Source organism: Micromonospora sp. NPDC023737, assembly GCF_040639715.1.
In the GTDB taxonomy this organism is placed as follows: domain Bacteria; phylum Actinomycetota; class Actinomycetes; order Mycobacteriales; family Micromonosporaceae; genus Micromonospora.
This window is the reverse complement of record NZ_JBFAAL010000001.1, coordinates 620,963-634,252: the sequence shown is the minus strand read 5'-3', so window position 1 is coordinate 634,252 and position 13,290 is coordinate 620,963. Positions and strand designations below refer to the sequence as shown.

General features: G+C 72.9%; 11 protein-coding genes and 1 riboswitch. Of the genes, 7 read left to right on the top strand and 4 right to left on the bottom strand.

Annotated elements, in window-relative coordinates:
* Nucleotides 1-70: 70 nt before the first annotated feature.
* The 4 genes from AB0F98_RS02790 to AB0F98_RS02775 all read left to right on the top strand — a co-directional run bounded on the left by AB0F98_RS02790 (nucleotide 71) and on the right by AB0F98_RS02775 (nucleotide 4,796).
* Nucleotides 71-1,300, top strand: a complete 1,230-nt coding sequence (locus AB0F98_RS02790; RefSeq protein WP_357727624.1) for a crosslink repair DNA glycosylase YcaQ family protein — start codon at nucleotides 71-73, stop codon at nucleotides 1,298-1,300.
* 5 nt (nucleotides 1,301-1,305) lie between these two features.
* Entirely contained in the window at nucleotides 1,306-1,917 is a 612-nt protein-coding gene (locus AB0F98_RS02785) for a DUF2752 domain-containing protein (RefSeq protein ID WP_357727621.1), read from the top strand.
* A gap of 211 nt (nucleotides 1,918-2,128) precedes the next feature.
* Nucleotides 2,129-3,055 (top strand): 4-hydroxy-tetrahydrodipicolinate synthase, encoded by a 927-nt coding sequence (gene dapA / locus AB0F98_RS02780; protein WP_357727618.1) that lies wholly within the window; start codon nucleotides 2,129-2,131, stop codon nucleotides 3,053-3,055.
* Between the two features lie 52 nt (nucleotides 3,056-3,107).
* Nucleotides 3,108-4,796, top strand: a complete 1,689-nt coding sequence (locus AB0F98_RS02775; RefSeq protein WP_357727616.1) for a ribonuclease J — start codon at nucleotides 3,108-3,110, stop codon at nucleotides 4,794-4,796.
* 51 nt (nucleotides 4,797-4,847) lie between these two features.
* Here AB0F98_RS02775 and AB0F98_RS02770 read toward each other — a convergent pair whose 3' ends face one another.
* Together AB0F98_RS02770 and AB0F98_RS02765 are read right to left on the bottom strand one after the other, a co-directional pair.
* The gene (locus tag AB0F98_RS02770) at nucleotides 4,848-6,386 is read right to left on the bottom strand and encodes a YbjN domain-containing protein (RefSeq protein ID WP_357729025.1); all 1,539 of its coding nucleotides are present in this window, start codon (nucleotides 6,384-6,386) and stop codon (nucleotides 4,848-4,850) included.
* 185 nt (nucleotides 6,387-6,571) lie between these two features.
* Complete coding sequence (locus tag AB0F98_RS02765) at nucleotides 6,572-7,051, bottom strand: YbjN domain-containing protein (RefSeq protein WP_357727613.1); 480 nt, start codon at nucleotides 7,049-7,051, stop codon at nucleotides 6,572-6,574.
* 113 nt (nucleotides 7,052-7,164) lie between these two features.
* On the opposite strand from AB0F98_RS02765, the gene AB0F98_RS02760 reads away from it, so the two are divergent.
* Nucleotides 7,165-9,621 carry a DNA translocase FtsK 4TM domain-containing protein gene (locus tag AB0F98_RS02760; RefSeq protein ID WP_357727610.1) on the top strand — a complete coding sequence of 819 codons (2,457 nt, stop codon included), beginning with the start codon at nucleotides 7,165-7,167 and terminating at the stop codon, nucleotides 9,619-9,621.
* Nucleotides 9,622-9,704: 83 nt separating this feature from the next.
* Here the strand turns inward: AB0F98_RS02760 and AB0F98_RS02755 are convergent, their stop codons facing one another.
* Nucleotides 9,705-9,950, bottom strand: a complete 246-nt coding sequence (locus AB0F98_RS02755) for a hypothetical protein (protein ID WP_357727607.1) — start codon at nucleotides 9,948-9,950, stop codon at nucleotides 9,705-9,707.
* A 188-nt stretch (nucleotides 9,951-10,138) separates the two neighbouring features.
* A complete protein-coding gene (locus AB0F98_RS02750; RefSeq protein WP_357727604.1) occupies nucleotides 10,139-10,453 on the bottom strand; it encodes an SMR family transporter in 315 nt (104 codons plus the stop codon).
* A gap of 60 nt (nucleotides 10,454-10,513) precedes the next feature.
* Nucleotides 10,514-10,583, bottom strand: a riboswitch (guanidine-III (ykkC-III) riboswitch).
* 122 nt (nucleotides 10,584-10,705) lie between these two features.
* Here AB0F98_RS02750 and AB0F98_RS02745 point away from each other — a divergent pair.
* Together AB0F98_RS02745 and rimO are read left to right on the top strand one after the other, a co-directional pair.
* Entirely contained in the window at nucleotides 10,706-11,629 is a 924-nt protein-coding gene (locus AB0F98_RS02745; protein ID WP_357727601.1) for an ornithine cyclodeaminase family protein, read from the top strand.
* A 112-nt stretch (nucleotides 11,630-11,741) separates the two neighbouring features.
* The gene (gene rimO / locus AB0F98_RS02740; RefSeq protein WP_357727599.1) at nucleotides 11,742-13,289 is read left to right on the top strand and encodes a 30S ribosomal protein S12 methylthiotransferase RimO; all 1,548 of its coding nucleotides are present in this window, start codon (nucleotides 11,742-11,744) and stop codon (nucleotides 13,287-13,289) included.
* Nucleotide 13,290 lies beyond the last annotated feature (1 nt).

The window sequence follows — 13,290 nt, the reverse complement described above, 5'->3', positions numbered from 1 at the left end:
CTATGTCCCTTTGGGCGAGCCGTCCAGTGTCCGCGCCGTGGTGTCGGTGGGTTGGGCTAGGGTCGCCGCGATGGCCGCTCCGGAATCGCTCTCGCTCGCCCAGGCCCGCCGGGTGGCGCTCGCCGCCCAGGGCTTCGCCGATCCCGCGCCCACCGGCGTGCCCACCCGTCGTCACCTGCGCCGGGTGCTGGACCGGGTCGGGCTGATCCAGATGGATTCGGTCAACGTGCTGCAACGCGCGCACTACCTGCCGCTCTACAGCCGGCTCGGGCCCTATCCGACCAGCCTGCTCGACACGGCGGCCTACCGCCGGCCCCGCGATCTCTTCGAGTACTGGGGGCACGAGGCGTCCCTGGTCCCGGTCGGGCTGCACGCGGCGCTGCGCTGGCGGATGGCCCGGGCACACAGCGAGGCCTGGGGCGGCATGCGCCGGATCGCTCAGGAACAACCCGAGCTGGTGGCCTGGGTACGTGACGAGGTGGCCGCCCGGGGTCCGCTGACCGCAGCCGAGATCGAGCACGACGCGCCTCGCGAGACCGGCAACTGGGGGTGGAACTGGTCGGCGGTGAAGCGGGCGTTGGAGTTCCTCTTCTGGGCCGGCGAGGTGAGCGCGGCCGAGCGCACCACCTCGTTCGCCCGCCGCTACGACCTGCCCGAGCGGGTGCTCCCCGCTGCCGCGCTGGACGCCCCCACCCCGACCGACGCCGAGGCGTACCGGACGCTGGTGGCGGTGGCCGCCCGGTCGCTCGGGGTGGCCGCCGAACTGGAGCTGCGCGACTACTTCCGGCTTCCGGTCGCCGGAGCCCGGCAGGCCATCGCCGAGCTCACCGAGTCCGGCGAGCTGCTGCCGGTCACCGTGGCGGGTTGGCGGCAGCCCGCCTGGCTGCACGCCTCGGCCCGGCTACCGCGCTGGGTACGGAGCAACACCCTGGTCAGCCCCTTCGACCCGCTGGTGTGGGAGCGCAACCGCACGGAGCGGCTCTTCGATTTCAGCTACCGCATCGAGATCTACGTCCCGGCCCCGCAGCGCGTGCACGGCTACTACGTGCTCCCCTTCCTCCAAGGGGAGCGCTTCACCGCTCGGGTCGACCTGAAGGCCGACCGGAAGGCACTTGCGCTGCTGATACCCGCCGCCTGGGTCGAGCCGGGCGCCGACCCGGGCGAGACCGCCGTGGCGCTCGCCGCGGAGCTCTACCGGCTCGCCGGTTGGCTCGGTCTCGACTCGGTGGCGCCGCCCGCCGCGGGCGACCTGGCCGGTCCGCTGGCCGCCGCGCTGCTCGGCGTCGCAGGTGTACGGTGAATCGCGTGACGAGCGTTGACGAGCCCGCCGTCCCACCGCAGCCGCCGGTCGGCGCGGTTCCTGCAACCGGCGCGGCTCACGGAGCTGTCGCGGCTCCCGGCACGACCCCACCGGCCGGCTGGCCGACGGATGCCACTGCCGCATACCCGCCGCCCTATCCGGTGCCGGAGCAGGACCGGCTCACCCGGTTCGTGGTCCGGCTCTACGATCGCTCGCCCCGGTGGGCCGTGCCGCTGGCCGCGCTGGGTTGCGTCGGGTTGGGCATCGCCTACACGTTGATCAGCGATCCGACCCGGTCGGATCCCACGGCCGCGCCCAGTTGCCTGCTCAAGCTGACCACCGGCCTGGACTGCCCGGGTTGCGGCGGCACCCGCGCGCTCTGGTACGTGGTGCACGGCGACCTGCCCGCCGCCGCCCGGCACCACTTCCTCTTCGTCTTCGCGCTGCCCTTCCTGGCATACCTCTTCGTCGCCTGGGCGGGCCGGCAGGGGTTCGGCTGGCGGTTGCCGGAGCTGCGCATCAGCAACAAGATGATCGTCGGCTTCATGACCGCCTGGCTCGCCTTCTCGGTGTTGCGCAATCTCCCCTGGGCCCCGTTCACGTCCCTGTACGTCTGACCCGAGGGCACGGCGCGACTGCTCGCCAGGCCCGCAACCGGGTGACCGATGTCGCACCGGGCGAGTCGAATCCGGGTGGCGGCCCGGCCCGCCACGACAGCCCGAGGAGGCCGGAGATGGCGCAGCCCGAGGTGAAGCTGATCGCGTGGACCCCAGCTCTCCTGAGCCCTTCCCCGGCGGGTGCTCCCGGGTCGTCCGCTAGGTTAAGAGGATGACGCACGACCACCCTGACACCCCCGCCCGGGCGGTGTCCCGTCCCTTCGGGCGGGTGCTCACCGCGATGGTGACCCCGCTCACCGCCGACGGCGAGCTCGACCTCGACGGCGCCGCTCGACTGGCGAACCATCTGGTCGACGAGCAGGGCAACGACGCGCTGGTGGTCAACGGCACCACCGGCGAGTCGCCGACCACCAGCGACGCGGAGAAGGAGCGCCTGATCCGGGTCGTCACGGAGGCGGTCGGTGACCGGGCCAAGGTCGTGGCCGGGGTCGGCACGAACGACACCCGGCACACCATCGAGCTGGCGGTCGCCGCCGAGAAGGCGGGCGCGCACGGGCTGCTCGTGGTGACGCCGTACTACAACAAGCCGCCGCAGAGCGGGTTGCTGGGACACTTCACCGCCGTCGCCGACGCCACCGGGCTGCCGGTGATGCTCTACGACATCCCTCACCGCGCCGGGGTGCCGATCGCCACCGAGACGATGGTGCGCCTCGCCGAGCACGGGCGGATCGTCGCGGTGAAGGACGCCAAGGGCGACCTGACGGCGACCAGCTGGGTGACCAGCCGCACCAACCTGGCCTTCTACAGCGGGGAGGATTCGCTCACGCTGCCCGCCCTGGCTGTCGGCACGGTCGGTGTGGTCGGCACCTCCACCCACTTCACCGGCGCACTGACCAAGCAGATGATCGAGGCGTACGACGCGGGCGACAACGCCACCGCGCTCGCCCTGCACCGCCGGCTGCTGCCGCTCTACACGGGCATCTTCCGTACCCAGGGAGTCATCCTGGTGAAGGCGGGCCTGAAGGTGGCCGGCCTGCCCGCCGGGCCGGTGCGGCCCCCGCTGGTCGACGCCACCGACGACGAGATCACCCAGCTGCGCGCCGACTTCGCCGCAGCGGGCCTCGAGCTTTCCGAATGACCGAACGACACGACGGACGCCCGATGACGGCGTCGCAGAATGAGGTGCAAGCGTGACCGAGGCGCACATCGAGGCGGAACTCCCCCCACCGCTGCCGGAGGGCGGGCTGCGGATCATCCCGCTCGGCGGGCTCGGCGCCATCGGTCGGAACATGACCGTCTTCGAGTACGACGGCAAGCTGCTGGTGATCGACTGCGGCGTGCTCTTCCCCGACGTCGAGCAGCCCGGCGTGGACCTGATCCTGCCCGACTTCGGGCCGATCCTGGACCGGCTCGACGACGTGCAGGCGATCGTGCTCACCCACGGCCATGAGGACCACATCGGCGCGGTGCCCTACCTGCTCGCGCACAAGCCGGACATCCCGCTGGTCGGCTCGCAGTTCACCCTCGCCCTGGTCGAGGCGAAGCTGGCCGAGCGGCGCATCCAGCCCTACACGCTCACCGTGCGGGAGGGGGGCCGGGAGCAGCTCGGCCCGTTCGAGTGCGAGTTCTTCGCGGTGAACCACTCGATCCCGGACGCGCTCGCGGTGGCCGTGCGTACTCCTGCCGGCCTGGTGCTGCACACCGGCGACTTCAAGATGGACCAGCTCCCGCTGGACGGCCGGATCACCGACCTGGCCGGGTTCGCCCGGCTCGGCGCGGAGGGTGTGGACCTGCTGCTGTCGGACTCCACCAACGCGGAGATCCCCGGGTTCGTCACCCCGGAACGGGAGATCGGGCCGGTGCTCGACTCGATCTTCGCGAAGGCCAAGGGCCGGATCATCGTGGCCTCCTTCGCCTCGCACGTGCACCGGGTGCAGCAGGTCTTCGACTCCGCCGCCGAGCACGGCCGCAAGGTCGCGCTGATCGGCCGGTCCATGGTCCGCAACATGGGCATCGCCCGGGACTTGGGCCTGCTCAACATCCCGGCCGGTCTGGTCGTCGGGATCGAGGAGGCGACCACGCTGCCTCCCGAGCAGATCGTGCTGATGTCCACCGGTTCGCAGGGCGAGCCGATGAGCGCGCTGGGCCGGATGGCCAGCGGCGACCACCGGCACATCACGATCGCCCCCGGCGACACGGTGGTGCTCGCCTCCTCCCTGGTGCCGGGGAACGAGACCTCCGTCTACCGGGTGATCAACCGGCTGGCCCGGGCCGGCGCGGTGGTCGTGCACAAGGACGTGGCCAAGGTGCACGTCTCCGGTCACGCCCCGGCCGGCGAGCTGCTCTACCTGCTCAACGTGGTGCGGCCCAGCAACCTGATGCCGGTGCACGGCGAGTGGCGTCACCTGCGCGCGCACGCCCGGCTCGGCATCGAGTCCGGGGTGGCCGCCGACCGGGTCGTGCTCTGCGAGGACGGCGACGTCGTCGATCTGGTCGAGGGGCGGGCCAGCCTGGTCGGCCACGTGAAGAGCCGGTACGTCTACGTCGACGGTCTCGCCGTCGGTGACGTGAGCGAGTCGCTGCTGACCGAGCGGCGGATCCTCGGTGACGGAGGGTTCATCGCCGCCACCGTCGTGGTCGACTCGGTTACCGGCAAGGTGGTCGCCGGCCCGACCGTCTCGGCCAAGGGCTTCTCGGAGGACCCGGGGGCGTTCAACGACGTCGTTCCGTTGGTCACCGAGGCGCTGAACCGGGCTGCCGCGGACGGGATCACCGACCCCCACCAGCTTCAGCAGATCGTCCGCCGCACGGTGGGGCGCTGGGTCAACGACGCGTATCGCCGCCGCCCGATGATCGTGCCCACCGTGGTCGAGGTCTGACCGGACCGACGCGCCACCGGCCCGGCCGCAATGGCACGGGCCGGGTGGCCGTCAGGGCAGCGCCGCGACCGCTTCGGCGTACGCGACGCCTGTGGTGATCGCGGCGTTCAGCAACACGGCGAGCTGCGCCGGGGCCACCCCGTGCGCCAGGTCGGTGCTCACGTCGCCGGCCAGCACCAGCTCACCGTCGGGGTCGTGCACGTACGCCTTCGGCAGCAGCCGGTCGTGGTTCCAGGCGTTGCAGAACGCGTACGCCTCGCCACGGCGGGCGGCCGGGAGACGACGGGTGGCCAGCGACCGGGCGTGCAGGATCTCGCCCCGCTCCCCGAGCTGCCGGAACTGGATCACCGCATCGCCCCAGCGACCGACCACCGTCGCGCCCGACTCCACCACGTACCGGTCGCCACGGCGGTCCAGCGCATCGGTGATCATGGACAGCGTCAGGGGTGAAGGCTCCAGGTCGGCCGGCTCCGGATCGTCGTCCGGGGCCTCCGTCCCGTCGACCGGGTCCGCCGCGGGAAGCGGCACCGGTACGGCCACCGGCCGTTCGGCCAGCCAGGCGGCGATCCGGCCGGACTGGTGCCCGGTGCCGTTGCGGGCGTCGAAGCTGCCGGCCAGTTCGGTGGCCACACCGAGCAGTACGCCGCCGAGCGTTGCGAGATCGAGTTCGGCGGCCGGACGCTGCCCGTACGCCGGTCGGCGCACCGTGCGCCCGCCCAGCCCCGCCTCGACGGCCAGGTTGCAGACCAGCGCGCCGGCGGCGGCGAACTCCATCGCGGACAGATCGTCGTACGGGTGGTCGAGTCGGGGCAGCTGCTCGGCGAGCATGTCGAGCGCCCGGCCCGGATGTCCACCGAGCACACAGAACCGCAGGTGGGTGGCGAGGTGCGGGAAGGAACCCGACTCGTCACGGTGCCGCCGGTACGCCCGTACGTGTGCGGCGCCGGCCCGCTCCGGCTCGCCCTGACGTAGCCAGGGCAGCAGCGCCGCGGTGAGTGCCCGCTCCGGCTGGTCCGTGCAGTCGACCGCGCCGTCGAGGACGTTGCGCAGCTCGTCCAGCGCGGCTGCCTGGTCGCCCCAGCCGGCGAGCAGTTCCGCCCGCCGCGCCGGCGCGCAGCCGGGGCAGCCACCGACCGCGCCGGGTTCGGCGTCCGCCCAGCGCTCGTACCACTCCCGGGCGGTCGGCTCGTCGCCCAGGTGGTCGGCGATCCGGCAGCGGAGTTCGGCCACCGCCTCGGCGTCGGCGCCGATCCGGCGGGCCAGGTCGTCGACCGTCCGGGCCTGGTCGAGTCCGACGCGTGGGGTGCCGAGCAGCGCCTCGATCGCGTACCGCTGATAGCGCGTCAGCAGCTCACCCTCGGCCTCCGTGAAGATCTCCGGGCGGCGGTCGAGGACGTCCAGGCAGCGCCGTGCCGGTTCGACGAGCCGCCACCGTTCACCGTGGAGCAGGGCCGTCTCGATCAACGCGATCCGCGCCTCGACGGCGGACCGGTCGTCGCCGGCCGCGTCGGCCTGGGCGGCGATCCGCTCCAGCTCCACCAGTCGCGCCGGACCGTCGGGCTGGTCGCGAACCTCGGCGAGCGCGGCCATCAGCTCGCGGCTGCGGCCGGCCGGCGCGCGGCCGTGCCCGACGAGGCCGAGGTCACCGGGCGGGGCGGGCCGTCCGCCGGGTCCGCGGGCGCCACGGTCCGGGCGGCCGGCGGGACCGCTGGTGTCGCCGCCGCGCGGACCACCGGGCCCGCTCATCTCACGACGGGGCCTCCCGCCGGGTCCGCTCACGGCAGGGGCCCCCGGGGAAGTCGCCCGACCGCCGCAGCGAGTTGGCAGCCGGTGGAGATGCCGCAGTCGAGCAGCTGGTCCAGCTGGTGCGGGGTGACGCCCCGTTCCAGGTCCGTGATCACCTCGCCGCAGACCCGGGCCGCACCGTCGTCGTCGACGTGTACGAACGCCTTCGGCCAGAGCCGTTCGTGGTTCCACGAGTTGCAGAAGGCGTGCAGCGCCGGGACCTGCTCGATGTGGAAGGTCGGCGCGACCATCGTGCGAATCTGCAGCAGTTCACCGGCCTCGCCCAGCCGCAGAAACCACACCAGGTTGTCCTCCCAGCGGCCGACCAGCTCGCCGTCGGCGTCGGCGGTCACGGCGTACCCGCGGTTGCCCAGCACGGCGGCGATCAGCTCGCCGGTCAGCGGTCGCAGCCGTCGCGGGTGTCCGGCCAGGGGACCGTCCGGACCGTCCTCGCTACCCGGCGACGCCATCGGGCATCCCTTCTGAGGCAGATATCACGTCATGCGGCGGAGTCCGCGCTGCGACGCGCGGACACGACCCGGAAAAGCGGCGATCCGCCCGGCCGCGCCGTTACGGTGATGCTATGGCGGGCCGTACCTCTCAGGCGAGCCGGCGGCGCGGCGCGTCGCCGCGCGGTGCGACGAACAACCGCGCCCGCCAACCGGCGAAGAAGACCCGTGCCCCGGTCCGGCGTCGCACCCGCGCCACCCGTCCGGGCCCCGCCGTCTACGTCGGACGCGCGCTCGGTGCGCTGTGGATGGGACTGGCGCACGGGATGGGCTGGGCGGTCCGGGCCGCCGGCCGTCAGGCCGCGTCGGCCCGAGAGCTCGATCCGGAGCACCGGCGCGACGGGGCCGGGCTGCTGCTGTTCGGCCTCGCGCTGCTCAGCGCCGTGGGGATCTGGTTCTCCGGCGCGGGCCCGGTGGGGGAGCGGCTGGCCGACACCGTACGCCTCTTCCTGGGCGCGATCTCCGTGGTCGTACCGGTGCTGCTCGGGATCGGCGCGTGGCGGCTGATGCGCCAGCCGGCCGACCCGGAGCACCGCGGCCGTGGGCTGGTCGGCTGGGGGTCGATGCTGCTCGCCACGGCGGCCATGCTGCACATCGGACAGAATCCGGTCGACCCGGCGGAACGTGACTTCGCGGGTGGTCTTCTCGGCGCAGGCATCGGCAGCCTGCTCGAGCGGGCGGTCACCGCCTGGGTGGCGATTCCGCTGCTCATCCTGCTGCTCCTGTTCGGGCTGCTGGTCGTCACCGCGACCCCGATCAACAAGATTCCGGAACGGCTCGGGATGCTGGCCGGCACGCTGGTCGCCTCGCCGTCCAAGGAGGAAGAGCCGGCGGAGGCCCCGGCCAAGCCGGCCCGGAAGCGGCCGACGAAGCGTAAGCCGCCGCCGGTCGACCCGGAGGCCTTCGAGGACCTCGACGGCGTCGACCTGCAGGACACCCTCGTGCTGACCCGCACGCCGCCCACCAAGGTGCCGGTCAGCCGGAAGCCGGCCGAACCGCCGGAGCACTCGCCCCTGCCCACCCGGGCCGAGCAGCTCGCGTTGACCGGGGTGGCGGGCGACTACACGCTGCCGCCGGCCAACCTGCTGGGCAGCGGGGCGGCGCCGAAGACCCGGAGCAAGGCGAACGACGAGGTGATCGCCGCGCTCACCGGCGTCTTCGATCAGTTCGATGTGGACGCCGCGGTGACGGGCTTCACCCGGGGGCCGACGGTCACCCGCTACGAGGTGGAGCTGGGACCGGGCGTCAAGGTCGAGCGGATCACGCAGCTCTCCCGCAACATCGCGTACGCGGTCAAGTCGCCGGACGTACGGATCCTCAGCCCGATCCCGGGCAAGAGCGCGGTCGGCGTGGAGATCCCCAACACCGACCCGGAGAACGTCTCCCTCGGCGACGTCCTGCGCTCCCGGGCCGCCACCGCCGACCACCATCCGATGGTGGTGGCGCTCGGTAAGGACATCGAGGGCGGCTTCGTGGTGGCCAACCTCGCGAAGATGCCGCACATCCTGATCGCCGGGGCCACCGGAGCCGGCAAGTCGAGCTGCCTCAACTCGCTGCTGGTGTCGGTCCTGACCCGGGCCACCCCCGACGAGGTGCGGCTGCTGCTGATCGACCCGAAGCGTGTCGAGATGACCGGCTACGAGGGCATCCCGCACCTGGTCACGCCGATCGTGACCAACGCGAAGAAGGCGGCCGACTCGCTGGAGTGGGTCGTCCGCGAGATGGACATGCGCTACGACGACCTCGCCGCCAACGGGGTCCGGCACATCGACGACTTCAACCGCAAGGTGCGCAACGGCGAGATCAAGGCCCCGCCGGGCAGCGAGCGGGAGCTGCGGCCGTACCCCTATCTGCTGGTGATCGTGGACGAGCTGGCCGACCTGATGATGGTCGCCCCGCGGGACGTGGAGGATTCCATCGTCCGGATCACGCAGCTCGCCCGGGCTGCCGGTATCCACCTGGTCCTGGCCACCCAGCGTCCCTCGGTCGACGTGGTGACCGGTCTCATCAAGGCGAACGTGCCGTCCCGGCTCGCGTTCGCCACCTCGTCGCTGGCCGACTCGCGGGTCATCCTCGACCAGCCCGGCGCGGAGAAGCTGCTCGGCCGTGGCGACGGGCTCTTCCTCCCGATGGGTGCGTCGAAGCCGATCCGCATCCAGGGTGCCTGGGTCACCGAGCGCGAGATCGCCGACGTGGTCAAGTTCTGCAAGGACCAGCGCGAACCGGAGTTCCGCTCGGACGTGCTGACCGTGGCGCAGGAGAGCAAGAAGAAGATCGACGAGGACATCGGCGACGACCTCGACCTGTTGCTGCAGGCGGTCGAGCTGGTGGTCACCTCGCAGTTCGGCTCCACCTCGATGCTGCAGCGGAAGCTGCGGGTGGGCTTCGCGAAGGCCGGCCGGCTCATGGACCTGATGGAGACGCGGGGCGTCGTCGGGCCCTCCGAGGGCTCCAAGGCCCGGGACGTGCTGGTCAAGCCGGACGAACTCGAGGAGGTCCTGGCCGGCATCCGCGGCGGCGGCGACGACTGACACCGCCGGTGGTGGTGGTCGACCGCCCGCGGCGGATCACGACGGAGCCCGCCGGCCGACCGGCGGGCTCCGGGTATCGCCGGTCAGGAGTTGATGATCGCCATGGCGATGATGAAGCCGAGGATCGCCCCGACCACGCTCGCCGCGGCCGCGTACCAGCCGAGCGGCTTGTCGCCGAGCACCGCGCCGACGATGCCGAGGATCAAGCCGATCACCCCGAAGATCAGCGGGGACAGGAAGAGCGCGAGGACTGCGAAGACGAAGCCCAGGATCGTGCAGACGCGCGCCGCGCTGCTGCGGGGGCGGGCGGTGCTCGGAATGTCGGCCATGACGTCCTCCGTGGTGAGAGCAGTGGCTGTCGGCGGAGCACTACCCAGTTCGACGCCGGCGTACGCACGGGGGTCGATGCCGGTGGATCGCGCCGGTCGGGTGCGCACCAGCGCCGTCCGGTCGAGAGTCGGCGCCGGCCCTTCGGCGGGCGGCGCGGCTCGGCCGGCCCGTCGGTGGGCGGCGCGGCTCAGTGGAAGAACTTCAGGCCGACCACGCCGGCGATCACGAGGAGGAGGCAGAGGATCCGGGGCAGGCTGGTCGACTCGTTCAACGCGAGCATGCCGACCAGGGCGGTGCCCACCGCGCCGATGCCGACCCAGACCGCGTATCCGGTGCCGACCGGGATGTCGCGCAGGGCGTACGCCAGGCCGGCCATGCTGCACACCAGGGCCACCACGAAGACCACCGAGGGCAGGGGGCGGCTGAACCCGGCGCTGCGGTCCAGGGCGACCGCCCACGCCGTCTCGAGCAGTCCGGAGAGCACAAGCACGATCCAGGCCATCGCCGCCACCTTCGCACAGCGCCCGGACCAGAGGGGGCCGGGACGAGTCGGTTCACACATGTCGGGGCGTCTTCGCCTGACCGGGTACGCCCACCGCTCGTCCGGGGTGGCCGAACCAGCGCCACCGGACCCGACGGTAGCACTGCGCGCCGGGGTTCCTGGCGATCATCGGGCGTGACGTCGGCGGGTAAGGGTCGACCACGCCACGACGCGTTGACCTAAACCTCGCTTTAACTTGCAGTATTACCGGTCATGACCCTCTTCTACTCCGACGCGGAGGTGTCTGCCGCGCTGGACGCCGCCACCACGGTCGACGCCATGCGTGCCGCCCTGCTGGCCGCGTACGAAGGACGGCTGGCCGCCCCGCCCCGGGCCTCGGCGTCGCTGGACGGAGGTCGGATGGTGCTGACCGCCGGTCACCTCATCGGCGAGTGGTACGGCTACCGCTCGTACGACACGTTCGGACACCCGGACTCCCAGCAGCTCGTGGTGCTGCACGACGGGCGGACCGGCGCGGTGCGGGCGGTGGCGGTCGGCGAGGAGCTGGGCTCCAGGCGTACCGGCGGACTCGGTGGGGTGGCGGTCGACGTCCTGGCCCGCCCGGACGCGGCGACCGTCGGCGTGATCGGCTCCGGTCGGCAGGCCTGGACGCAGGTGTGGGCCACCGCCGCCGTGCGCCCGGTGCGGGAGGTGACCGTGTACAGCCGCTCGGCCGCCCGGCGGGAGGCGTTCGCCGCCCGGGTCCGCACCGAGCTGGGCATCGCGGCCCGGGCGGTGGACGACTCGGCGAGGGCCGTCGCCGGCCGGGACGTGGTGGTCCTCGCCACCACCAGCCCCACCACGGTGGTCGACGCCGCCGATATCTCGCCCGGTACGCACGTGAACGCCGTCGGGTTCAAACAGCGGGACCGCGCCGAGTTCGGTCCGGACCTGCTCGCCGCCGCCGACGTCCTGGCCACCGACTCGCCGGCCCAGGCGGGCGCGTACACCCCGCCGATGCTGGCCGCCGAGCCCCCGCACGCCGAGCGCCTGCGAGACCTCGCTGCGGTGCTCGCGGGCGCCGAGCCCGGCCGGACCGACCCGGAACAGATCTCGGTCTTCTGTTCGGTCGGCCTCGGCGGCACCGAGGTCTTCCTGCTGGACCGCCTGGTGCGAGTCGGCGCGACCACGGTCTGAGCCGTCGCGGGCACAACCGCGCCGGAGCGGGGGTGGCTGGTGATCAATGGCGCTCTCGCTCGCCAGCCGGGCCGCCGTTGACGGGCGCTCCGGGACGGCCCGGTACCCTCGGATGGTGTCTGCCACCTCCGCTTCTGACCACTCCAGCTCCGCACGTCCGGCGTCGCGCCGCGACGTGGAGCCCGCCGCCGAAGGCCGCCGCGTCGCCCTGCTGACCCTGGGCTGTGCCCGTAACGAGGTCGACTCGGAGGAGCTGGCCGCCCGGCTGCACGCCGACGGCTGGCAGGTCACCACCGACGGCGAGGGCGCCGACGTGGTGGTCGTCAACACCTGCGGCTTCGTGGAGAAGGCCAAGCAGGACTCGATCCAGACGCTGCTCGCCGCCGCCGACACCGGCGCCAGGGTCGTGGCGGCCGGCTGCATGGCCGAGCGGTACGGCCGGGAGCTGGCCGAGAGTCTGCCGGAGGCGCAGGCGGTGCTCAGCTTCGACGACTACCCGGACATCGCCGCCCGGCTCGACGCGGTGCTCGCCGGTGAGCGCGTCGGCGCGCACACCCCGCGCGACCGGCGGGAACTGCTTCCGCTCACCCCGGTCAACCGCCGTGCGGCCGCGGTGTCGCTGCCCGGCCACGGCACCCCGACCCGCGCCGCCGTCGAGGCCGACGAGCACACCCCCGCCCACCTGCGCCCGGTGCTGCGCCGCCGGCTGGAGACCGGCCCGGTCGCCTCGCTGAAGCTGGCCAGTGGCTGCGACCGGCGCTGTGCGTTCTGCGCCATCCCCGCGTTCCGTGGGGCGTTCGTCTCGCGTACGCCGGACGAGCTGCTCGCGGAGGCCGAGTGGCTGGCCAAGACGGGTGTCCGCGAGCTGGTGCTGGTGAGCGAGAACTCCACCTCGTACGGCAAGGACCTGGGCGACCCGCGCGCGCTGGAGAAGCTGCTGCCGCAGCTCGCCGCGATCGACGGCATCGTCCGGGTGCGGGCGAGCTACCTCCAGCCGGCCGAGACCCGGCCCGGCCTGATCGAGGCGATCGCCACCACGCCCGGCGTCGCGCCCTACTTCGACCTGTCGTTCCAGCACTCCAGCGAGCCGGTGCTGCGCCGGATGCGCCGGTTCGGTTCCACCGACCGGTTCCTCGAGCTGCTGGCCGGCGCTCGGGCCCTCGCGCCCGAGGCGGGGGCGCGCAGCAACTTCATCGTCGGCTTCCCCGGCGAGACCCGGGCCGACGTGAACGAGCTCGTCCGGTTCCTCTCCGAGGCACGACTCGACGCGATCGGTGTGTTCGACTACAGCGACGAGGACGGCACGGAGGCCGCCGGGCTGCCCGGGAAGGTCTCCGCCGCGACGATCAAGCGCCGGTACGACAAGCTCAGCGCGCTCGCCGACGAGCTGTGCGCGCAGCGGGCCGAGGAGCGGCTCGGCTCGACGGTCGAGGTGCTGGTCGACTCGATCGACGACGGCGTCGTGGAGGGGCGCGCGGCGCACCAGGCACCCGAGGTGGACGGCTCCACCACCCTGGTCGCACCCGAGGGCGGCGGCGTCGACCTGACCGCGCTGCGCCCGGGCGACCTGGTACGCGCAACGGTGACCGGCACCGAAGGGGTCGACCTGTTGGCCGTACCGGATGAGATGATCTCGGCGGCGCCCGGCGCGGCACGGTGAC

Excerpts from the sequence above, each read along its gene's own strand:
- AB0F98_RS02790 (WP_357727624.1), top strand. The coding sequence starts at position 71 with ATGGCCGCTCCGGAATCGCTCTCGCTCGCCCAGGCCCGCCGGGTGGCG.
- dapA (WP_357727618.1), top strand. The coding sequence starts at position 2,129 with ATGACGCACGACCACCCTGACACCCCCGCCCGGGCGGTGTCCCGTCCC.
- AB0F98_RS02770 (WP_357729025.1), bottom strand. The coding sequence starts at position 6,386 with ATGGCCGCGCTCGCCGAGGTTCGCGACCAGCCCGACGGTCCGGCGCGA.
- AB0F98_RS02765 (WP_357727613.1), bottom strand. The coding sequence starts at position 7,051 with ATGGCGTCGCCGGGTAGCGAGGACGGTCCGGACGGTCCCCTGGCCGGA.
- AB0F98_RS02760 (WP_357727610.1), top strand. The coding sequence starts at position 7,165 with ATGGCGGGCCGTACCTCTCAGGCGAGCCGGCGGCGCGGCGCGTCGCCG.
- AB0F98_RS02755 (WP_357727607.1), bottom strand. The coding sequence starts at position 9,950 with ATGGCCGACATTCCGAGCACCGCCCGCCCCCGCAGCAGCGCGGCGCGC.
- AB0F98_RS02750 (WP_357727604.1), bottom strand. The coding sequence starts at position 10,453 with ATGGCCTGGATCGTGCTTGTGCTCTCCGGACTGCTCGAGACGGCGTGG.
- AB0F98_RS02745 (WP_357727601.1), top strand. The coding sequence starts at position 10,706 with ATGACCCTCTTCTACTCCGACGCGGAGGTGTCTGCCGCGCTGGACGCC.
- rimO (WP_357727599.1), top strand. The coding sequence starts at position 11,742 with ATGGTGTCTGCCACCTCCGCTTCTGACCACTCCAGCTCCGCACGTCCG.